The 22,578-nt window shown below is 63.8% G+C and carries 16 protein-coding genes; 13 read left to right on the top strand and 3 right to left on the bottom strand.

Annotation, left to right across the window (positions count from 1 at the left end; all coding sequences use genetic code 11):
* The first annotated feature begins 22 nt into the window (after nucleotides 1–22).
* Nucleotides 23–1,264, top strand: a complete 1,242-nt coding sequence (locus ACZ92H_RS01500) for a cystathionine gamma-synthase family protein (protein WP_131370913.1) — start codon at nucleotides 23–25, stop codon at nucleotides 1,262–1,264.
* Nucleotides 1,265–1,486: 222 nt separating this feature from the next.
* Here the strand turns inward: ACZ92H_RS01500 and lexA are convergent, their stop codons facing one another.
* On the bottom strand, nucleotides 1,487–2,122 hold the full coding sequence (gene lexA, locus ACZ92H_RS01495) for a transcriptional repressor LexA (protein WP_131372306.1): 636 nt from the start codon (nucleotides 2,120–2,122) through the stop codon (nucleotides 1,487–1,489).
* 276 nt (nucleotides 2,123–2,398) lie between these two features.
* Here lexA and rpsF point away from each other — a divergent pair, with 276 nt between their 5' ends.
* The 7 genes from rpsF to ACZ92H_RS01460 all read left to right on the top strand — a co-directional run bounded on the left by rpsF (nucleotide 2,399) and on the right by ACZ92H_RS01460 (nucleotide 7,199).
* Entirely contained in the window at nucleotides 2,399–2,785 is a 387-nt protein-coding gene (gene rpsF / locus ACZ92H_RS01490; RefSeq protein WP_010400028.1) for a 30S ribosomal protein S6, read from the top strand.
* 20 nt (nucleotides 2,786–2,805) lie between these two features.
* Nucleotides 2,806–3,105: a primosomal replication protein N gene (priB, locus tag ACZ92H_RS01485; protein WP_086144118.1), complete on the top strand. Its 300-nt coding sequence runs from the start codon at nucleotides 2,806–2,808 to the stop codon at nucleotides 3,103–3,105.
* A gap of 25 nt (nucleotides 3,106–3,130) precedes the next feature.
* Nucleotides 3,131–3,421: a 30S ribosomal protein S18 gene (gene rpsR / locus ACZ92H_RS01480; protein WP_010400024.1), complete on the top strand. Its 291-nt coding sequence runs from the start codon at nucleotides 3,131–3,133 to the stop codon at nucleotides 3,419–3,421.
* A gap of 27 nt (nucleotides 3,422–3,448) precedes the next feature.
* A complete protein-coding gene (gene rplI, locus ACZ92H_RS01475) occupies nucleotides 3,449–3,904 on the top strand; it encodes a 50S ribosomal protein L9 (protein WP_034783456.1) in 456 nt (151 codons plus the stop codon).
* 135 nt (nucleotides 3,905–4,039) lie between these two features.
* The gene (locus tag ACZ92H_RS01470) at nucleotides 4,040–5,425 is read left to right on the top strand and encodes a replicative DNA helicase (protein ID WP_071322553.1); all 1,386 of its coding nucleotides are present in this window, start codon (nucleotides 4,040–4,042) and stop codon (nucleotides 5,423–5,425) included.
* Between the two features lie 94 nt (nucleotides 5,426–5,519).
* Complete coding sequence (locus ACZ92H_RS01465; RefSeq protein ID WP_010400015.1) at nucleotides 5,520–6,146, top strand: DUF47 domain-containing protein; 627 nt, start codon at nucleotides 5,520–5,522, stop codon at nucleotides 6,144–6,146.
* Nucleotides 6,147–6,185: 39 nt separating this feature from the next.
* On the top strand, nucleotides 6,186–7,199 hold the full coding sequence (locus ACZ92H_RS01460) for an inorganic phosphate transporter (protein ID WP_131370910.1): 1,014 nt from the start codon (nucleotides 6,186–6,188) through the stop codon (nucleotides 7,197–7,199).
* A 52-nt stretch (nucleotides 7,200–7,251) separates the two neighbouring features.
* Here ACZ92H_RS01460 and ACZ92H_RS01455 read toward each other — a convergent pair whose 3' ends face one another.
* On the bottom strand, nucleotides 7,252–7,422 hold the full coding sequence (locus ACZ92H_RS01455) for a hypothetical protein (protein ID WP_465048257.1): 171 nt from the start codon (nucleotides 7,420–7,422) through the stop codon (nucleotides 7,252–7,254).
* An 88-nt stretch (nucleotides 7,423–7,510) separates the two neighbouring features.
* Complete coding sequence (locus tag ACZ92H_RS01450; RefSeq protein WP_131370907.1) at nucleotides 7,511–8,401, bottom strand: MBL fold metallo-hydrolase; 891 nt, start codon at nucleotides 8,399–8,401, stop codon at nucleotides 7,511–7,513.
* A gap of 188 nt (nucleotides 8,402–8,589) precedes the next feature.
* On the opposite strand from ACZ92H_RS01450, the gene ACZ92H_RS01445 reads away from it, so the two are divergent.
* From ACZ92H_RS01445 to ACZ92H_RS01425, 5 genes are all read left to right on the top strand, one after another.
* Entirely contained in the window at nucleotides 8,590–10,212 is a 1,623-nt protein-coding gene (locus ACZ92H_RS01445) for an HD domain-containing phosphohydrolase (protein ID WP_465048258.1), read from the top strand.
* Nucleotides 10,209–12,482 (top strand): CHASE2 domain-containing protein, encoded by a 2,274-nt coding sequence (locus ACZ92H_RS01440; RefSeq protein WP_465048259.1) that lies wholly within the window; start codon nucleotides 10,209–10,211, stop codon nucleotides 12,480–12,482. The genes ACZ92H_RS01445 and ACZ92H_RS01440 overlap by 4 nt, the downstream gene beginning before the upstream one ends.
* Before the next feature lie 217 nt (nucleotides 12,483–12,699).
* Nucleotides 12,700–14,322 (top strand): ShlB/FhaC/HecB family hemolysin secretion/activation protein, encoded by a 1,623-nt coding sequence (locus tag ACZ92H_RS01435; protein ID WP_465048260.1) that lies wholly within the window; start codon nucleotides 12,700–12,702, stop codon nucleotides 14,320–14,322.
* 16 nt (nucleotides 14,323–14,338) lie between these two features.
* Entirely contained in the window at nucleotides 14,339–21,730 is a 7,392-nt protein-coding gene (locus ACZ92H_RS01430; RefSeq protein ID WP_465048261.1) for a YDG domain-containing protein, read from the top strand.
* On the top strand, nucleotides 21,699–22,454 hold the full coding sequence (locus ACZ92H_RS01425) for a FecR family protein (RefSeq protein ID WP_465048262.1): 756 nt from the start codon (nucleotides 21,699–21,701) through the stop codon (nucleotides 22,452–22,454). The genes ACZ92H_RS01430 and ACZ92H_RS01425 overlap by 32 nt, the downstream gene beginning before the upstream one ends.
* Nucleotides 22,455–22,578 lie beyond the last annotated feature (124 nt).

Genomic DNA, 22,578 nt, shown 5'->3' with positions numbered 1-22,578 from the left:
GGGCATTTTTTTCTCCGCGATCATGAACGATAAAAAAAACTACGGCTTTACCACCACCATCCTGCACAACGACCGCCGCAAGGGCATCGAGCACGGTTCGCTGCACAAGCCCGTGCACACTTCCGTTGCCTTCGGTTACGCTGACGCGCGCCAGCTGGCTTCCGTATTCCAGGGCAAGGAGCCAGGCTTCCGCTATGGCCGCCAGGGCAACCCGACTGTTTCCGCATTGGAAGAGAAGGTCAACAAGATGGAAGACGGCGTGGCCACCCTGTGCTTCGCCACCGGCATGGGGGCCATCGGCGCCGTGGTGCAGTCGCTGCTGCGCGCGGGCGACCATGTCGTCTCGTCGGCATTTTTGTTCGGCAACACCAACAGCCTGTGGCAAACGGTGACGGGGCAGGGCATCGCCGTGTCCTTCGTCGATGCCACCGACGTGGCCAACGTGGCGGCCGCCATCACGCCGGCCACGCGCATCGTGTTTGTCGAAACCATCGCCAACCCGCGCACGCAGATTGCCGACCTGAAGAAAATCGGCGACTTGTGCCGCGAAAAGGGCATCCTGTACATCGTCGACAACACCATGACGACGCCCTACCTGTTCCGTCCGAAAGCCGTGGGCGCCGGCCTGGTGGTGAACGCCTTGACGAAATCCATCGGCGGCCACGGCAATGCGCTGGGCGGCAGCCTGACGGATACGGGCGTGTTCGACTGGACGCAATACCCGAACATCTTTGAAAACTACAAAAAGGCGGCGCCGGCGCAGTGGGGCATCGCGCAAATCCGCGCCAAGGCCTTGCGCGACTTTGGCGCCTCGCTGGGGCCGGAGGCGGCGCACCATATCGCCGTCGGCGCGGAAACCATGGCCTTGCGCATGGACCGCACCTGCTCGAACGCCCTGGCGCTGGCCACCATGCTGGCCGCGGACCCGCGCGTGGCCGCCGTGCACTACCCGGGCCTGGCGTCGCACCCGCAACATGCGCTGGCAAAGGAGCTGTTCCGCAGCTATGGTTCGCTGTTCAGCTTTGAGTTGAAGGATGGCATCGACTGCTTCGATTTCCTCAACCGCCTGAACCTGGCTATTCCAGCCAGCAACCTGGGCGACACGCGCACCCTGGTGATTCCCGTCGCCCACACGATCTTCTACGAGATGGGCGCCGAGCGCCGCGCCAGCATGGGCATCGCCGAGTCGCTGATCCGCGTCTCCGTGGGCATCGAGGACGAGGCCGACCTGCTGGACGATTTCAAGAGCGCGCTGGACGCATAAGCAGCCGCGCGCCATGTGAAAAGGGCCGCGACAGTCATGCTGTCGCGGCCCTTTGCTTTTCTTGTTACATGGTAATGTCGCCGTGCCTTCGGAAACCGTGGCGAGCAAGCTCGATATCGGGTTGAGTAGCGTAGCTGTACACATTCGTACGGGAGCGCCCGGCTAGCGAGCAACGGATGCCCGAGAGCGGGCTGCGCAGCAGGTTCATGAAGGCGCGCTCACTCAATGCCAGCTGCGCATGAGTCCCACGGCCAGGCCTTCGAGGGCAAACTCATCTTCCGGCGACACGGTGATGACCTTGAAGTCGGGGTTTTCCGGCAGCAGTTCGATGACGGAACCCGTCTTCTTGTAGCGCTTGACGGTGACTTCGTCGCCGATGCGGGCCACGACGATCTGGCCGTTCTTGGCGCTGTCGACCTTTTTCACGGCGAGCAAATCGCCATCCATGATGCCGGCGTCGCGCATGGACCAGCCGCGCACCTTCAGCAGGAAGTCGGGCTTGGCCGAGAACAGGGCAGGGTCGACGTTGTAGCTCGCCTCCAGGTTTTCCTGCGCCAGGATGGGCGAGCCGGCGGCCACCCGGCCGATCAGGGGCAGCGACATCAGCAGCGCCGCCGGCACCTTCGCTGGCAGCGTTTCGGCCGCCGCACCGATCAGGCGGATGCCGCGCGAGGTGCCTGGCGAAATCTCGATGGCGCCCTTGCGGGCCAGGGCCTGCAAATGCTCTTCGGCCGCATTGGCCGATTTGAAACCCAATTCATTGGCGATCTCGGCACGGGTGGGAGGAAACCCCGTATTTTCAATCGCGTCCTTGATCAGGTTCAGGATTTGTTCTTGTCGTGCTGTCAGCTTGATCATGAGCGGTGGGTGCATACTAAAATGCTGTCTATATGAACAGTCTGTATTTTTGTACAGTATCGCCCACTATGCAAGGGGATTTCGGCGATTTGCGCAAATTCTGCGCGAAATAGTCGGATGGGCCGGGAAAAGCGCCGCGGCAGCCCGTCGCGGGGACGGCATGTTGAAGGAATGATTGAAACGTTTGCAAAAGGCGGTTATAATCTTCGGCTGACCTTCCCACACCCGTCTTGACGCCGGGGTGGGCGATTATCAATCCGACCTGAAGGAGTTTGCATGCGTCATTATGAAATAGTCTTTATCGTCCATCCGGACCAAAGCGAGCAAGTGCCCGCGATGATCGAACGCTACAAAGCCAGCGTAACCACCCGCGGCGGTTCGGTTCACCGCGTGGAAGATTGGGGCCGCCGTCAAATGGCTTACTCGATCCAAAAGCTGCCTAAAGCACACTACATCTGCCTGAACATCGAATGCGACAACGAGACCCTGGTCGAGTTGGAAACTGCATTCAAATTCAATGATGCCGTGTTGCGTCACCTGACCGTTAAAATGAAGAAAGCTGAAACAGCTCCTTCGCCGATGATGAAATCGGTACAACGCGAAGACGCGGCCAAAAGCCACCGCACCGAAGCACCAGCAGCCGCTCCAGCCGCAGCCGCTTAATTTTTGACCAGGATCGTGCGCTGAACCAGCTACAAGTAACCGCCATCATTGCCGAGCGCGAAATATTGCGCTATACCCCGGCAGGGCTGCCGATTGTGAATGCAGTATTGCAGCACAGTTCGCAGCAGATGGAAGCAGGAATTGCCCGTTTGACCGAGTTTGATGTTGCCGCGCTAGCCGCTGGCGAAATCTCAGGCCGGTTCAGCCAGGCAAGCTTGGGCGGGGTGTATCAGTTCACGGGTTTCCTGGCCAGAAAAAGCCGCAACAGCAAGAGTTTGGTGTTTCACATCATTGATTTTAGTGCAGTCATTCCCGACTAGCGCATTTTAGATACAGGAGCCTGACATGGCATTCGGTAAAAAGTTCGACAAAAATAAGCTCAAGCTTAAAGAAAAACGCAAACAGCAAAACCCGTTGTTCAAACGCAAGAAGTTCTGCCGCTTCACCGCAGCTCACGTTGAGCAAGTCGACTACAAAGACGTCGACACGCTGAAAGACTTCGTCCAAGAAAACGGCAAGATCATGCCAGCACGCCTGACCGGTACCAAAGCGCACTACCAGCGCCAAGTTGACACCGCAATCAAGCGCGCTCGCTTCCTCGCGCTGCTGCCATACACCGATCTGCACCACGCTTAATCGGTCAGATATTCCTGGAGAAGAACTATGCAAATCATTCTGTTAGAAAAAGTTGTTAACGTCGGTAACCTCGGCGAAGTCGTCAAAGTCAAAGACGGTTACGCACGTAACTTCCTGATCCCGCAACGCCTGGCACGTCGTGCTACGGCAACCGCTGTGGCTGAATTCGAAGTCAAGCGCGCCGAACTGGAAAAAGCTGCTGCCGCCAAACTGGCTGCATCGCAAGCCCAGGGCGAAAAACTGAGCGGCCTGACCGTTCAAGTTGCTCAAAAAGCTGGCGTCGATGGCCGTCTGTTCGGTTCCGTCACCAACTTCGACATCGCTGAAGCGCTGACCAAGCAAGGTTTTGCTGTTGAAAAAGCACAAATCCGCATGCCTACCGGCCCGCTGAAGATCGTTGGCGAGCACAACGTTTCGGTTGCTCTGCACACCGACGTGGTCGTGGAAGTCGTTATCGCTGTCGTACCAGACGCGAACGCGTAATCGTCTGCGGGCCTGGCCCGCAAGCGCTGCCGCACTATGAAAAGCCGGGTTCGCCCGGCTTTTTTGTGGCCTTTTTTTCCTGGATTTTTCGCCCTTTTTTTTTGCCCTGACGCCGAAGCGGGTATAATTCGCGCCATGAACGCCCCCTCTGATCCGCAACTGGATTCCCTCCGTATTCCGCCGCATTCGATCGAAGCAGAACAATCCGTCATCGGTGGTCTGCTGCGCGACAATGCCGCGTATGACCGCATCGCCGACTTCATGCATGCGGAGGATTTCTATCGCTATGACCATCGCATCATCTTCGAGCAAATCGTCAAGATGGTTAACGCTTCCAAGCCAGCCGATGTCATTACTGTTTTTGAAACCCTGACCCAGCTCGGCAAGGCCGAGGATGTGGGCGGACTCGCTTACCTGAACGCCATGGCGCAAAACACGCCATCGGCCGCGAACATCCGGCGCTACGCCGAGATCGTGCGCGACCGCGGCGTGCTGCGCAAGCTCATTACCGTGGCCGACGATATCTCCGGCACGGCCTTCAGCCCGCAAGGCAAGGAAGTCAAGCAGATGCTTGACGAGGCCGAGTCGAAGATCTTCGCCATCGCCGAAGAAGGCGCGCGCGGCGCCCAGGGCTGGACCGCCATCCAGCCCCTGCTGACGCAGGTGGTCGAGCGCATCGACGAACTGTACAGCCGTGACAACCAGAGTGAAATCACGGGCGTGCCCACCGGTTTCATCGACCTCGACCGCATGACTTCCGGTCTGCAGCCGGGCGACCTGGTGATCGTCGCGGGACGTCCTTCGATGGGCAAGACGGCGTTTTCCGTCAACATCGGCGAAAACGTCGCCATCGACAGCGGCTTGCCCGTGGCCGTGTTCTCGATGGAGATGGGCGGCGCCCAGCTGGCCATGCGTATGCTCGGCTCCGTCGGACAGCTGGACCAGCACCGCCTGCGCACGGGCCGCCTGAACGACGAAGACTGGCCGCGCCTGACCAACGCGATCCAGAAGATGAACGACGCCCAGTTGTACATCGATGAAACGCCGGCGCTGAACTCGATCGAATTGCGTGCCCGTTCGCGCCGCCTGTCGCGCCAATGCGGCAAGCTGGGCCTGATCATCGTCGATTACTTGCAGCTGATGTCGGCCAATACCCCGGGCGACAACCGCGCCACGGAAATTTCCGAGATTTCGCGGGGCTTGAAAGGCCTGGCGAAAGAACTCGGTTGCCCCGTGATCGCGCTGTCCCAGCTGAACCGCTCGCTGGAACAACGCCCGAACAAGCGTCCCGTGATGTCGGACTTGCGCGAATCGGGCGCTATCGAGCAGGATGCCGACGTGATCCTGTTCATTTACCGTGACGAGGTATATAACCCCGACTCGCCCGACAAGGGGACGGCCGAAATCATCATCGGTAAACAACGTAACGGTCCAATCGGCAGCATCCGCCTCACCTTCATGGGGCAGTACACCAAATTTGGCAATTACAGTGGTGGCCTGGCGCTTTACCAAGGCGACTAACACAGCAGCACTGATATTCCATTGGCCGCCCCTTCATTAAAAGGGGCGGCTTTCTGTAGTAAATAACACGACTCAATGCTTAACGGAGAATGACATGTTTGGACGCTTGATGCCCACTGAGGGCAAGTTTTTTGAATTGTTTAACCAGCACGCGGAATTGTGCGTCAAGGGCGCGAAAGAAATGCTCGGCCTGATGACCAATTTCGATGACCTGGAAAACCGCGTGCATGCGATTGAAAGCATCGAGAAACAGGCCGACAAAGTCACCTACGCCACCGTGGAAATGCTGCACAAGACCTTCATCACGCCGATCGACCGCGATGACATCCATCAGCTGATCACGCGCCAGGACGACATCCTGGACTTGCTGGAAGATGCGGCGCAAACCGTGTCCCTGTACGACCTGAAAGCCGTCACGCCGGAAGCCAAGCGCCTGGCCGAACTGGTCCTGGCCTGCACCGAGAAAGTGCGCGACGCCGTCGCCATGCTGCACAACATGGACAACTCGCGCAAGATCGTCGCCATCTGCGAAGAGATCGACCGCCTGGAATCGGATGCCGACCACGTGATGCGCGCCGCCATGTCCAAGCTGTTCCGCGACGAGCCGGACGTGCGCAACCTGATCAAGCTGAAGGCGATCTATGAGATTCTGGAAACCGTGACGGACCGTTGCGAAGATGTGTCCAATATTATCGAAGGCATCATCGTCGAAAACGCGTAAGCGTTGGGCCTGTCCTGAACCAGAATCAGAAAAGAACATATAATGACCATACAAATCAGCATCTATGTGCTAGGCCTGTTGATCGTCCTGGCGCTGCTGTTTGACTTCATGAACGGCTTCCACGATGCCGCCAACGCGATCGCCACGGTGGTCTCGACGGGCGTATTGAAACCGCAGACCGCGGTTGCCATGGCCGCCACCTTCAACTTCGTCGCCATCTTCGTGTTTCACCAGCTGACCGTGGCCGCCACGGTGGGCAAGGGCACCATCGATCCGGCGGTGATCGACCAGTACGTGATCTTCGGCGCCCTGATGGGCGCCATCTTCTGGAACCTGTTTACCTGGTACTACGGCATTCCATCGTCGTCCTCGCACGCCCTGATCGGCGGCCTGGTGGGCGCCGCTGTCGCCAAGTCGGGCACGGGCGCGCTGGTCGCGGCCGGCCTGTGGAAAACCGTCGCCTTCATCGTCATCGCGCCCGTGCTGGGCTTTGTATTCGGCTCGATCATGATGCTCATCGTGTCATGGATCTTCGTCCGCTCGACGCCGCGCAAGGTCGACAAGTGGTTCCGCCGCCTGCAGCTGGTGTCGGCCGCAGCCTACAGCCTGGGCCACGGCGGCAACGACGCGCAAAAAACCATCGGCATCATCTGGATGCTGCTGATCGCCGCCGGCTACTCCAGCGCGGCCGATGCCATGCCGCCGATGTGGGTCATCATTTCGTGCTACACGGCCATCAGCTTCGGCACCCTGTTCGGTGGCTGGCGCATCGTCAAGACCATGGGCCAGAAGATCACCAAGCTCAAACCGGTCGGCGGCTTCTGCGCCGAAACGGGCGGCGCCATCACCCTGTTCGTCTCGACGGCGCTGGGCATCCCCGTGTCGACCACGCACACCATCACGGGCGCCATCGTCGGCGTCGGCTCGTCGCAAAAGATGTCGGCCGTGCGCTGGGGCGTGGCGGGCAATATCGTCTGGGCCTGGATCTTCACGATTCCCGCGTCCGCATTTGTCGCAGCAGTCGCGTGGTGGATTGGCCACCACATCATGTAATGGATAGCCAACGCCAGTAAAAAGGGAGCCTCGCGGCTCCCTTTTTTTTTGCTTACTGGCCGCGCGGCCCCTTGTCGCCGCCTTGATGTTGCTTCAGCCCATCATTCTGGCGGATCGCGCCTTTGTCTTGTTCAGCTTGCTGGCGGCTCTTGTTGGCTTCCTGCTGGGCTTGCTGGTCTTCCTGTTGCTGCTGCTCGCGTGGAGTGTCGTGGGGTTTGCTCATGGCGCTCTCCTTGAATAATGAGCGTCCATGATGGCGGTTCGCGGTCAAGCCCACCGTTCGTTGTGCAACATAGTGCGGGCACGGCGGCTCAGGCCAGTTCCACCGTCAGCCCCTCGTAGGCGAGGAACACTTGCAGGCCATTGAGGCGGCCGCTGTAGCGGCCCATCACGTCGGCAAACACGGCTTCGAGCTGCTCGTCGCTGCGCGTCGGTTCGTGGTGGGTACAGTACAGGCGCCGCGCGCCGCAGCGCAGGGCCAGGTCGAAGGCGGCGTCGAAAGTGCCATGGCCCCAGCCCTGCTTGCCCGGATACTCCTCGCGCGTGTAGGAGCAGTCCATGATCAGCGCATCGACGCCGGCAACGAGCGCGTCGATGCCGGCCTGGCGCTGCGCGTTGCGGGCCGCGCAAGCCGCATGCTCGGCATGCGCGGGCGGATGCAGGTTATAGAACGGTTCATGGTCGCCGCTGAAAAACAGCGCGGCGCCGGCGCAGTCGATGCGGTAGCCCAGGTTGATGACGGGATGGTTCATTTCCGCGCCGCAGACGCGCGCGCCGCCCACGTCGACGGCGTCGCCGGGCGCCAGGGTGCGGTACTCGATGCTGGCCGCCATGGCCGCTTCGCTGACGGGGAAATAACTGTTTTGCAGCTGCACCGCCATCACGTGCTCGATGCCGCGCCCCGCCACCGCGTCGTAGGCGCCATGCAGGCGCATGCGGTTGCCGGCCACGAACAGCGGCGAAAACATGGGCAGGCCGTGGATGTGGTCCCAGTGGCTGTGCGTGATGAAGACGTGCGCATCCACCGGCTCGCCCGCCGGCAGCTGCTGCGCCAGCGAAAAGATGCCGCTGCCCGCATCAAGGATGATCAGGCTGTCGTCATCGGTGCGCACCTCGATGCAGGTGGTGTTGCCGCCATAGCGGGCCGTGCGCGGACCGGGGGAGGGAATCGAGCCGCGTACCCCCCTGAACGTGAATTTCATTCAGTACCTTGTTACGGTGTAATTATTGTTGATTCTATTCTAATTAATGAGATTGGCGGCAACATTTATGCGTGTTGCAATACGGCAAGTTATTTCATTTTGTTGCAACTAAGTAATGTACAGTGCGCAGGGTCGCCGTTACACTGGCGCTTGCCAGCTTCCCCTCACCTTACCTGATCGCCGATACCATGCCGCAGCTGCACCCCGAGAAAATCGCCCAGCGCCTGGAGCAATTGACCGAGCTCAGTGTCGCGCTCGGCCATGGACTGGGCGGCGAGGGGCGCGATATCGGCCCCCTGTTGCAGCGCATCGTGCTGCTGGCGAAAAGCATGAGCGGCGCCGACGGCGCCACCCTGTACCGGCCCGCGCCCGACGGCCGCCAACTGGCTTTCCACATCAGCGTCAATGACAGCCTGGGCATCGCGCCAGGGGCCGACATCGGCTTGCCCGGCGTGCCCCTGTTCGATGGCGCGGGCCAGCCCAATCTGGCCTCGGTGGCCGCGTATGCGGCGAACATGCGCCGCTGCGTGAATATCGCCGACGTGTACCGCGACGAGGGCTTCAATTTTTCCGGCATGCGCGCCTTCGACCGCCATCACGGCTACCACACGCAATCGATCCTGACGGTGCCCATGAGCGATCACGAGGGCGATCTGATCGGCGTGCTGCAACTGGTCAATGCCCGCGATGGCGCCGCCGGTCCCGTGCGCGCGTTTTCTTCCACCGACCAGCGCTTCATCGAGGCGCTGGCGGCGCAGGCCGGCGTGGCGCTGACGAACCAGCTGTTGATCTCGCAGCTGGAAGAGCTGCTCGAGTCGCTCGTCACCCTGATCAATATCGGCATCGATGAAAAGTCGCCGTATACGGGGCGCCATTGCCAGTTCGTGCCCGAGCTGACGATGCTGCTGGCCGATGCCGCGCACGCCACGCAAACGGGACCGCTGGCCGATTTCCGGCTCAGCGACAACGAACGCAAGCAGCTGTGGCTGGCCGGTTTGCTGCACGATTGCGGCAAGATCACCACGCCCGTGCACGTCGTCGACAAGGCCACCAAGCTGGAAACCATTTTCGACCGCATCGCCCTCATCGACACGCGCTACGAAGTGCTGCTGCGCGACGCGGAGATCGCGGCCCTGCGCCAGCAGGCGGCGCAGCCGCAGCAGCGCGAGGCCATTGCCCTGGCGCTGGCGCAGGAGCAAGCCGCCCTGCGCGAGGAGCGCGACTTCATCCGCACGGTGAACATCGGCGGCGAGAGCATGGCGCAGGCCGACCAGCAGCGCGTGCGGCAAATCGCCAAGCGCCGCTGGCGCGCGGCCGACGGCCAGCTGCGCGACTTCCTCGACGCCGACGAGACGGAAAACCTGACCATCCGCGCCGGCACCCTGACGGCGGCCGAGCGGGCCATCGTCAACAACCATATCAGCGTGTCGATCCGCATGCTCGAAGCGCTGCCCTGGCCCAAGCACCTGCAGAAGGTGCCGGAATACGCGGGCGGCCACCACGAGCGCATGGATGGCAAGGGCTATCCGCGCGGGCTGACGAAAGAGCAGATGTCGGTGCCGGCGCGCCTGATGGCGATTGCCGATATTTTCGAGGCGCTGACGGCGCGCGACCGGCCCTACAAAAAGGGCAAGCCATTGTCGGAATCCTTGCGCATCCTCGGCAATTTCAGCCTGAACGGGCATATCGACCCCGAGCTGTTCGACGTCTTCATCCGCAGCAAGGTCTATCTGACCTTCGCTGAAAAGCACATGCATCCGAGCCAGATCGATGCCGTCGACGAGGCGTCCATTCCGGGCTACACCCCGTGACGACGGCCTGGCGCGCGGCGCTGGCGCAGGCCTTGCGCAAGCACGGCGCGCGCTTTCTGCTGGGCGCGCTGCTGACCGTGGCGGCCGCTATCCTGTGCCTGTCCGGCAGCGCCACGGTGGCGCGGCTGGACGCCATGCTGGGCGACTGGCGCATGCGCTTCGACGCGCCGCAGCTCGACAGCCGCATCGTCATCGTCGACATCGATGAAAAAAGCCTGGCGCAGGTGGGCCGCTTTCCGTGGAGCCGCGATATCCAGGCGCGCCTGGTGCGGCAATTGACCGGCCACTACGGCGTCGCCACCCTGGGCTTTGACATCGCGTTTCCGGAAGCGGACACCAGTTCCGGCTACGCCGTGCTGCAAGGCCTGGCGCAGGGCGAACTGGCCGGCGTGGCGGGCTTGCCGGCGCAGCTGGAAAAACTGCGCCCGGCCATGGACTACGATGGCCTGTTCGCCGATGCCATGCGCGGCCAGCCCGTGGTGCTGGGCTACAGCGTCTCGGCGCGGCAGGCCAAGGGCGTGCTGCCGCAGCCCGCCTTTAGCGTCGCCGACCTGAATGGCCGCACCGTGACGGCTTACGTGGCGCATGGCTACGAAGCCAATATCGCGCCGCTGCAGGCCGCCGCGCGCGGCGCCGGCATCTTCACGGCGCTGACCGATGCCGATGGCGTGGTGCGTTCCTCGACCCTGCTCACGCGCATCGGCGACGGCTACTATCCGTCTCTGTCGCTGGCCACGGCCGCCGTCTACCTGCAGGCGCGCGCCATCGCCCCCCGTTTTACGGCCACGGCCGACACCTTGTCGGCGCGCCAGCTGGACAACGCCGGCCTCGAACACCTCGTGCTGTTCACGCCGCGCGGCGCCACGGCGATTCCCGTGGGCGAGGCGCTGACCACCACGGTGCAGTACCGCGGCACGGGCGGTCCCGATGGCGGCGCGTTCCGCTATGTGTCGGCGTCGGACGTGCTGGCGGGCACGGTGCCGCGCGCGCTGCTGCAGGGCGCCATCGTGCTGGTGGGAACCACGGCGCCCGGCCTGAACGATATCCGCGCCACGCCCGTGAATGCGGAATACCCGGGCGTGGAGGTGCATGCCAACCTGATCAAGTCCATCCTCGACGACCGCTTCAAGGCGCGCCCCGACTATGCGCTGGCGCTCGAGCTGGTGCAGATAATGCTGTTCGGCGTGCTGCTGGCCGGCGCCCTGGCCGTGCTGCCGCCGGCCGGCGTGATGCTGGTGACCCTGGGCGCGCTGGCGCTGACCATCGCCATCAACCTGTACCTGTACGCCGTGCGCGACCTGGTGCTGGGCGGCGCCGTGGTGCTGCTGCTGATCGTCGCGCTGTTCATCGTCAACCTGGCCTGGGGCTATTTTTTCGAGGTGCGCAAGGGCCGCGCGCTGGTGGCGCGCTTCGGCGAATACGTGGCGCCCGAACTGGTGGCCGAGATGGCGGACAACCCGCAGCGCTACACCATGGATGGCGAGAACCGCGAACTGACGGTGCTGTTTGCCGACGTGCGCGGCTTCACGGCCATCTCCGAGCAGCTGGCGCCGGCCGCGCTGCGCGAATACATCAATGCCTACCTGACGGCCATGTCGCACGATATCCGCGACAGCCATGGCGGCACCCTGGACAAATACATCGGCGACGCCGTGATGGCCTTCTGGGGCGCGCCCGTGGCCTTTCCCGATCACGCCAGCCGCGCCGTGGCCAGCGCGCTGCTGATGCAGCAAAGCGCGGCGCGCCTGAACGGCGAGTTCGCCGCGCGCGGCTGGCCGCCGCTGCGCATCGGCATCGGCATCAATACGGGTCCCATGCACGTGGGCGACATGGGCTCGCGCATCCGCCGCGCCTACACCGTGATGGGCGACAGCGTCAACCTGGCCGCGCGCCTGGAAGGGGCCAGCAAGCGCTACGGCGTGGGCATCGTCGTCGGGCCCGCCACGCGCGCGGCGGCGCCCGCGTTCCTGTACCGCGAACTGGACCTGGTCAGGGTACTGGGCAAGCAGAAGGCGGTCGCCATCTTCGAGCCGCGCTGCCTGCTGGCCGACGCGGCGCCCGCCGAGCTGGCGCAGCTGGACCGCTGGCACGCGGCGCTGGAACGGCTGCGCGCGCGCGACTGGCCTGCCGCCGGCGCGCTGATCGCGCAATTGCAGGCCGATTTCCCCGACGATGGCCTGTACCGGCTGTATGCGGCGCGCGTGGCAAATTACCGCGCCGCGCCGCCGCCGGCAGACTGGGATGGGGTGGCGGCACTGGATAGCAAATAGATAGCGCACAAGCTGGAAAATATTAACGATTAAGCCATGTTTCATCCTTGTCTGCACGATGTATGGTGCGCTGCGAGAAAAATGCGGCAAAAACGTCAGAAATTTCTGACTGGAAACTAAAAGCCGTCTAAAATTTGTCTTCAATCCATTGCTGGACACGCTGCCGCTGGCGCCTGCTGCGCCGCGCGCGGGTCCCGTTACACAAGAAATCCTTCTCATGACATATCGTTTGGTGCACCTGCTTGCGGGTTCCGCGCTGCTGTTCGCCGTCGGCGCCGCCGGCGCTGCTGTTTCCATGGATCACGCCGAGCCTGTGCTGGCCGAGGACGGCGTGCCGCGCTTCGACATCAACCGCTTCGACGTGCAGGGCAATACCTTGCTCGACGCGGCCCAGGTGCAAGCCTTGCTGGCCCCGTTCACGGGCCGCCAGCGTGATTTTTCCGATATCGCCCGGGCCGTCGAGGCGCTGGAAAACGCCTACCGCGCGCGCGGCTACAGCACCGTGCGGGTGCAATTGCCCGAGCAGGAACTGGAGCGGGGCGTGGTACGCCTGAGCGTGCTGCAGACGCCGCTGGGCAGGGTGTCCGTCAGCGGCAACACGCACGTCGACGAGGCCAACGTGCGGCGCGCCTTGCCGTCTCTACGCGAAGGCCGGACGCCGAATCTGGACGCCCTGTCGCAAAGCCTGAAGCTGGCCAATGAAAACCCGGCGCGCAAGATCGAAGTGCGCCTGCAGGCGGACGAGCAGGCGGCCGCCAAGGCGGGTGCCATCGACGCCATCGTCGCGGTGGCCGACGAAACGGCGTGGAAAGCCATGCTCAACGTGGACAACACGGGCGCGCAGGAGACAGGCAAGACGCACGTGGGCGTGGTGCTGCAGCATGCCAACTTGTGGGGCCGCGACCATGTGGCCAGCCTGCAATACACGAGCAGCCTGGAAAAACCGGACAAGGTGGGCGTATACGGCGCCGGCTACCATTTGCCCCTTTACGCGCTGGGCGACTCGATGGACTTTTTCGCCAGCTATTCCAACGTCGATTCAGGCAGCGTCTCGGCCGGCATCTTCGACCTGGCCGTCAGCGGCCAGGGCAGCATGGCCGGCATCCGCTACAACCAGAACTTTGCGCGCCGCGACGATTTCGAACCCAAGCTCGTGTACGGCGTCGACTACAAGGCTTACCGCAACAGCGTGCAATTGTTCGGCATGGAACTGGGCGCCGACGTCACCGTGCACCCGCTCAGCGTCAGCTATATCGGCGCCTGGACCTTGCCGATGGGCGAAACCAGCGTGGCCGTCACGTTCGCGCATAACATTCCTGGCGGCAAGCATGGCGCGCAAGCCGATTTCGACAGGGTGCGCACGCATGCCAAGGCCGCCTACAACACCTTGCGCCTGAGCGCCACGTCGGGCCGCGTGCTGGCCAATGACTGGCAATGGCGGGCGCTGTTCAACGCGCAGGTCACGCCCGACGCGCTGGTGCCGGGCGAGCAGTTCGGCGCCGGCGGCGCGGCATCCGTGCGCGGCTTTGCCGAACGCGAAGCGTCGAACGATTCCGGCGCCAGCCTGAACCTGGAGCTGTACACGCCGAACTGGTGCGCGCAGGCGCTCGCTTACCAATGCCGCGCGCTGGCCTTTTATGACACGGCCTGGCTGCGCCGCAACCATGCGCTGCCCGGAGAAAGCCCGTCACAGGGCATCGCCAGCGCCGGCCTGGGCCTGCGCTTGCTGCTGAGCCGCTATGCGAATCTGCAACTCGATTACGCCCACGTCGTCGACGCGGGCGACACGGGCAAGCGCGACGCCAACCGCCTGCATTTCCGCCTTGCCTTGGCTTACTAGCATCAGGATGAACACCATGCACACCTCCGTCCACCACGCCGCCGTTTCCGCCCAGATGTTGCCGCCGTACGGGCCACCCCTGCGCCGCACGGCGCTGGCGCTGCTGCTGGCCTCCTGCTTCGGCGCGGCGCACGCCAACCCCGCCTTGCCGCAGGTGGTCAATGGCCAGGCGACGTTCAATCAGCAGGGCAATATCTTCTCGATCACGAACACGCCCAACACCATCATCAACTGGCAAAGTTTCTCCATCCACGCCGGTGAAATCACGCGCTTCATCCAGCAGAACGGCAACAGCGCCGTGCTCAACCGTATTACGGGCCAGGACCCCAGCAAGATCCTGGGGAGCCTGGAATCGAACGGCAAGGTATTCCTGATCAACCCGAACGGCATCGTCTTCGGCCAGGGCGCGAAAGTGGACGTGAATGGCCTGGTGGCCTCCAGCCTGGGCATCTCGAATGGGGATTTCCTGGCCGGCAAGCGAGAATTTGCGGCCGGCGGCGTCGCTGGCGGCGTCAGCAATGCTGGCGTCATCAATGCCGGCAAGGGCGGGCAAGTGCTGCTGATCGCGCCCAACGTGGAAAACACGGGCATCATCACGGCGCCAAATGGCGAAGTGATCCTGGCCGCCGGGCGCAGCGTGCAGCTGGCCGATCCCGGCAACCCGCAATTGCGCGTGCTGGTCTCGGCACCAGGCGACCAGGCGCTGAACCTGGGGCAGATCATCGCCCAGGGCGGCAGCATCGGCATGGCCGGTGCGCTGGTCAGCCAGCGCGGCGTGCTCAACGCGAACAGCGCTGCCGTCGGCGAGAATGGCAAGATCGTGCTCAAGGCCAGCGGCCAGACGGTCTTGTCGGCAGGCAGCGTGACCTCGGCCACGGGAGCGGCCGGCAAGGGCGGCGAGATCTCCGTGCTGGGCGACCAGGTGGGCTTGTTCGGCAACGCGAAAATCGATGCCAGCGGCGCCACGGGCGGCGGCACCGTCTTGCTGGGCGGCGACTACCAGGGCAAGAATGCGGACGTGCAGAATGCGCGCCAGGTGGTGGTCAACCAGGATGCCAGCATTGCCGCGGATGCCGTCAGCAGTGGCAAGGGCGGCAAGGTCATCGTCTGGGGCGATGCGTCCGCGCAGGTGCACGGCAGCATTTCCGCCCGCGGCGGCGCCCTTGGCGGCGATGGCGGTTTCGTGGAAACCTCGGGCCATTACCTGGCCGTCGACGGCATCCGCGTCGATACGCGCGCGGGCGCGGGCAAGCGCGGTACCTGGCTGCTCGATCCGTATGACATCAATGTGGTGGCCGGTACCGGCGGTGCGCTCGGCGACGTCGACGAGTTTTCCGATGCCCCGGCCAGCGGCAGCACCAACATCGGCGCCGATCTCATTTCCGGTGCCAGCAGCGATGTCATGCTGCAGGCCACGCACCGCATCAATTTCAACAGCGCCATCAACATGACGCACGCCGGCACCGGCTTGACTGCCATGGCCGGTGAAACGATCAACGTCAATTCGGCGATCACCACCAACGGCGGAAGCGTCACGCTGCTGGCCAATAATGCCGCCAGCGGAACGCCTTACGGCGCCGGTTCGAATATCAATCTGGCCGCGGCCATCACCACGAATGGCGGCAGCGCGTTCCTGTCCGGCGCCAGCGTGGGCGGGGCCGGCGTGGTCAATGTCGGCGGCGGCAATCTGACCCTGGCCAGCAATCTCGCGAACGGTGCGATCGACCTGACGGGCAGCGGCGATCAATTGCTGGGCAGCGGTAGCGCCGGACAGACGGTGACCCTGCAGGCAGATAATATCGGCATTAACGGCGGCATCAACTTCGGCGGTACGGCGGGCGCGGCGAATGTGCTCATCAAGCCATTGAGCAACGCGCGCAGCATCGACCTGGGCACCAAGTCGGGCACCGCCCTGGGCTTGACCAGGACGGAACTGGCAGGCATTTCCGCCGCGTCGCTGACAATCGGCGATGGCACGAACACGGGCGGCATGCGCATATCGGATGCGCTGGCCAGGACGGGCGACCTGCACCTCAATTCGGGCTCCGCCATCTCGGCCACGGCTGCCGTGACGGTCGACGGCAGCTTCGTGCTGGACGGCGGCAGCTGGGTGCAAAATGGCGCCGGTTTGCCCGGTTTGCCCGGTTTGCCCGGTTTCGGCGCGAAGAGTTTTTCCATCGGCAGCGGCGCCAGTTTCCTGCGTGTGGCCGGCGGCGATGGCAGCGCGGGCTCACCGTACCTGCTTGCCGACATCTATGGCTTGCAAGGCATCGGCAGCCTGGGACTGGACAATAATTATCGCCTGGCGGGCAATATCGATGCCGGCGGCACACTGAACTGGAATGGCGGCAAGGGCTTTATTCCCATCGCCGGTGGCGGCGCGGCGTACGCCGGCGCCTTTGACGGTGCCGGCTTTGCCATCAGCAGCTTGATCATCGATGGCAGCACCTACGATTCGCCCGTGGGCCTGTTTGGCAGCTTGCAGGGCGGCAGCGTGCGCAACCTGAACTTGATCGGCGGCAGCGTCTCCGGCGTGGCGAACGTGGGCGCGCTGGTGGGCAATGTACTCAGCGGCACGATCGAGAATGTCAGCAGCAGCGCCGCCGTCAGCGGCCGGCGCAATGTGGGTGGACTCGTCGGCAGCAACGGCGGGACGATCTCGGCTGCCAGCGCCAGCGGCGCGGTGACGGGCCTGAATGCCGATGACGCGGGCGGCGTCGGCGGCCTCGCGGGATTGAACCAGGCGGGCGCCAGCATCACGGCGTCGACGGCCAGTGGCGCCGTCACGAGCGCGCGCGCCATGGTCGGCGGCCTGGTGGGCAATAACGAAGGGGCGGTTGCCCAGTCGTATGCCACGGGCAGCGTGCGCGGCGCGGCGAATATCGGCGGCCTGGTGGGGCGCAATGGCGGCACCATCAGCAATGCCTACGCTAGCGGCGCGGTGGGCGCCGCCGGCAACAGCGACCCCGTCGTCGTGCATGAAAACCTGGGCGGCCTGGTCGGCTGGAGCGTGGCGGGCAGCAGCGCCAGCAATGTCTACAGCAGCGGCGCCGTGGCCGGCAACGGTTTCGCCAGCACGGCGGGCGGCGTGGTGGGCCGTGCCGACCCGGGCGCGGTGGTATCCAACGCCTTCTTCAACTATGAGACGGCCGGCATCGTCATGGACCAGGGGGGCGCCAGTGGCCGCACGACGGCGCAGATGCAGCAGCAGGGCAGCTTCAACGGCTTTGATTTCGGCAGCACCTGGCGCATCTACGAAGGTTACACGACGCCGATGCTGAAGGCTTTGCTGAAACCGCTGCAAGTGAACGTGTCCGACAATGCCAGCGGCAAGGTCTACGATGGCCAGCTGGCCGCTTTCCTCGGCACGATCGGCTACGTGGGCCTGCTCGATGGCGACACGGGCGTCAACGGCAGCCTCGGCTACGGCAATGCGCGCAACGCGGGCAATTACAATTTGACGGGACTGTGGTCGACCAAGTACGACATCACCTTCGGCGGCACCACCACCTTTGCGATCACGCCGCGCGTGCTGAGTGTCAGCATCGGCGGCAATGGCAAGGTATATGACGGCACCCTGGGCTACGACGGCGCCAGTTTCGTGCTGGGCAATCTGGTCGCGGGCGACAGCATTAGCATCAGCGGCGTGGCCGCCTTCCTCGACAAGAACGCGGGCAGCGGCAAGGCCGTGCACGCCAGCGGCCTGGCCCTGGGCGGCAATGAACTGGGCAACTACAGCCTGGCCGCGACGACGGCGGACGGCACGGCCAACATCAGTGCGCGCACCTTGAATATCAGCTTGAATGGCGTCGACAAGACCTATGACGGCACGACGGGCGCACTGGTCAATTTTGGCGACGACAGGATCAGCGGCGACACCTTGACGGTGGCAGGCAATGCGGCGTTCAACGACAAGAATGCCGGCAGCGGCAAGACCGTCAATGTAACGGGCGTGGCATTGGACGGTGCCGACGCGGGCAACTACGTGCTCAGCGCGAACAGCGGCAGCACCACGGCCGACATTGCGGCGCGCACCCTGAACGTGAATTTTGGCGGCGTCAGCAAGACCTATGACGGCACGCTTGGCGCAGGCGTCCACATCGGCGACGACCGCATCCTGGGCGATGTGCTGACGGTGAGCGGCCAGGCGGCGTTTGCGGACAAGAACGCGGGAACGGGCAAAGCCGTCAGCGTGACGAACGTGGGCTTGAGCGGCAGCGATGCGGGCAACTACGTGCTCAATGCGAACAGCGGCAGCACCACGGCGGATATCGCGGCGCGCACCCTGAACGTGAATTTTGGCGGCGTCAGCAAGACCTATGACGGCACGCTTGGCGCAGGCGTCAACATCGGCGACGACCGCATCCAGGGCGACGTGCTGACGGTGACGGGCAATGCGGCCTTCGGCGACAAGAATGCGGGGACGGGCAAAGCCGTCAGCGTGACGAACGTGGCGTTCAATGGCAGCGATGCGGGCAACTACGTGCTCAATGCGAACAGCGGCAGCACCACGGCCGATATCACGGCGCGCCTGCTGAACTACGGCGTCTCCGGTGCGCAGAACCGCGTCTATGACGGCACGACCGGCGCCACCCTGAATGGCTATTTCGAAGGCCTGGTGGCAGGCGACCAGGTGACCATGGCAGGCTTGCAGGGCAGCTTCCGCGACAAGAATGCGGGCAGCGGCAAGGTGGTCGACTACCAGGTGGCGACGGGCCACCTGACAGGACAGGATGCGGGCAATTATGTGCTCAACGCGAACAGCGGCAGCACCACGGCCGACATTGCGGCGCGTACCCTGAACGTGAATTTTGGCGGCGTCAGCAAGACCTATGACGGCACGGTTGGCGCAGGCATCCACATCGGCGACGACCGCATCCTGGGTGATGTGCTGACGGTGAGCGGCCAGGCGGCGTTTGCGGACAAGAACGCGGGGACGGGTAAAACCGTCAGCGTGACGAACGTGGGCTTGAGCGGCAGCGATGCGGGCAACTATGTGCTGGGTGCCAACAGCGGCAGCACCACGGCCGACATCGCGGCGCGCACCCTGAACGTGAATTTTGGCGGCGTCAGCAAGACCTATGACGGCACGGTTGGCGCAGGCATCCACATCAGCGACGACCGCATCCAGGGCGATGTGCTGACGGTGAACGGCCAGGCGGCGTTTGCGGACAAGAACGCGGGAACGGCTAAAACCGTCAGCGTGACGAACGTGGGCTTGAGCGGCAGCGATGCAGGCAACTATGTGCTCAGCGCGAACAGCGGCAGCACCACGGCCGACATCGCGGCGCGCACCCTGAACGTGAATTTTGGCGGCGTCGGCAAGACCTATGACGGCACGGTTGCCGCAGGCATCCACATCGGCGACGACCGCATCCAGGGCGATGTGCTGACGGTGAGCGGACAGGCGGCGTTTGCAGACAAGAACGCGGGGACGGGTAAAACCGTCAGCGTGACGAACGTGGGCTTGAGCGGCAGCGATGCGGGCAACTATGTGCTGGGTACCAACAGCGGCAGCACCACGGCCGATATCGCCGCGCGCGCCTTGAATATGTCTGGCGTGGCCGGCAGCAAAGTCTACGATGGCACGACGGGCGCCACGGTGACCCTGGGCGATGACCGTATCGCCGGCGACAGCGTCAATGTCCTGGCCGCTGCCCGCTTCGCCGACAAGAACGCCGGGGCTGGCAAGGCCGTGACCTTGTATGGAGTGGAGCTGGCCGGCCAGGACGCGGGCAATTACTTTATCGTCTTGCCGACAGGCTTGTTGGCCAGCATTACGCCCGCCAGCCTGACCCTGGGCGGCTTGAATGCCAGTAACAAGGTGTATGACGGCACCACCGGCGCCACCGTCAGCGCCACGGCGAATGGCGTGCTGGGCCAGGACGTGGTCAGCGTGGTGGGCGGCAGCGGCAGCTTTGCCGACAAGAACGCGGGCACTGGCAAGCAGGTGACGGCCAGCGGCTTCCGCCTGGCCGGCGCCGACGCGGGCAACTACACCTTGGACACGACGGGCGGCACGACGCAGGCATCGATTGCACAGAAGCAGTTGTCCACCTGGATCGGCAGCGGCAATGGCTTGTGGAGCGATGCCGCCAACTGGGATGGCGGCGTGGTGCCGGAAGGCGCCAACGTGGTGGCCGTCGATTTTTCGCACAGCAGCGGCGTCATCACCTACAGCGCGGCGGCTGGCAACACCACCCTGAAAAACCTGAATTCGGCCTCGGGCTTGCTGTTGACGGGGGGCAGCCTGACCTTGGGCGAAAGCGTACTGGACCGCTCCGTGCTGGGCGGCCTGGCCGGGCTGGAAATTAACGGCGGCAGCTTGCTGCTGAACGGCAGCTTGTCGGCCGACCGTTATGCGCAAGGGGGCGGCATGTTGAGCGGCAATGGCAACTTGCTCGTCGCCAATAGCTTCAGCCAGCTCGCCGGTGCCATCCGCCTGGGTGGACAGCTGGCCATCACGCAAGCGAGCGGCGACCTGCGTTTCGCCAGCCTGGCGGCCAACGCCGTGCAGCTGAGCGCCCTGAACGGCGCCATCGGGCAGGACGGCGCGCTGGTCGCCGGCAGCCTGGCGGCGCAGGCGCGCAATGGCATCGTGCTGGGCAACGCCGGCAACCAGGTGGGCAGTTTCAGCGCCAGCAATAGCGCGGGCGGCGGCATCGTGCTGAACAATACCTCGGCGCCGGGCCAGTTGACCCTGGGCACGCTCGTCACGGGCGCGGGCAATATCGCCATCGACAACACGGGCGCGCTGGCGGCCGGTGATATCAATGCGAACGGCGGCAACGTCGCCTTGACGGCGCACAGCCCCGTCAGCGTGAACGGCAAGATCGAGGGCAACGACATCGTGCTCAATGCCAGCACGGACGTGGTGCTGGGCGATGGCGCGCAGTTGCTGGCGGCGCGCGATGTCAGCCTGACGGCCGGGCGCGACATCAGCGCTGGCGGCAATGCCAAGCTCGCCAGCGGCGGCAATGTGAGCGCCAGCGCCGGTTCCAATGTGCGCTTCGCGGATACGGCCAGCATCACCCTGCCGGCGGCGGGCAGCATGAGCGTGCTGGCGAAAACGGGCAGCATCACGGGGGGGGCGGGCGTGCGCATCAACCGCCAGCGCAGCGGCGTTACCCTGCTGGCGCCGAATGGCACGGTGAGCATGGCGGACGCCATCTTCCGGCCCGCCACGACCATCGATCCGCCCGTCGTCAATCCTGGCCTGAACACGGCCATCGACAAAGCGCTGGGCATCATCAAGCAGGCGGACCGGGCCAACGACATGGCCCAGCCAGTTTTACTGGCTGACACGAAGGCCGATGACAAGAAGGATGACAAGGATGCCACGGGCGCTACAGACAAACCAACAGGATACAAATTCGATGATGCCGCTAAAAAAATGTATTGCAACTAAGGCCCTGCTGTGGCTGGCGCTGATGTGCCTGGGCGCGCACGCCTGGGCTGGCCAGGTGGCCGGCACGGTGATGCAACTGAGCGGCCCGCTGATGGCCAAGAAGGCGGATGGCAAGGTCAAGCTGCTTGCGATCAAGTCCGAAGTCGAGCAGGGCGATACTTTGCTGACGGAAAAGGAAACCTACGCCTTGATCAAGCTGATCGACAATAGCGAAATCACCCTGAAGCCGAACACCAGCTTCGTGATCGAGCAATTTGCCTACACGGCGGAACAGCCCGATGGCGACCACGCCATCTTCAGCCTGCTCAAGGGGGGCTTGCGTTCCGTCACGGGCTTGCTGGGCAAGCGCAACAAGGAGCGCTTCGAAATGAAGACGCCGGCCGCCACCATCGGCATCCGCGGCACGACATTTGTTGCCAGCTATGAACCGTCCTCGGCGCCGTCGCTGCCGTCGGTGCCGGCATCAGGCGGGGCGGCGAGGGCGCCGGGCCTGTATGTGCAGGTGCTCGATGGCCTGATTCATGTCACCAATCCAGCGGGAACGCAAAATTTTGCCGCCGGCCAGTTCGGTTTTACGCCCAGCCTCAAGCAGCCGCCCGTGATCCTGCCGGCCAATCCCGGCATGCAGTTCACGCCGCCGCCGGCCTTCACGCCGTCGCCATCGAGCGGGCCCGGTGCTGCCGCCCCCGGCAAGGCGGCCGCCGTCGATTGCGTGGTGCGCTGAAGATATCAATCAGGCAAGGCCCGCACGCGACAAATAGGGCTTGACCTTCCCATCGTTGGATAGCAGATCCTGTACCTATCAGTAACTCTTTCGTACAGGATCTGCCATGCACCAGACCGCACTC

The sequence above is a fragment of the Janthinobacterium foliorum genome (genome assembly GCF_978021625.1).
This window is presented reverse-complemented; position numbering and strand designations above follow the sequence as displayed.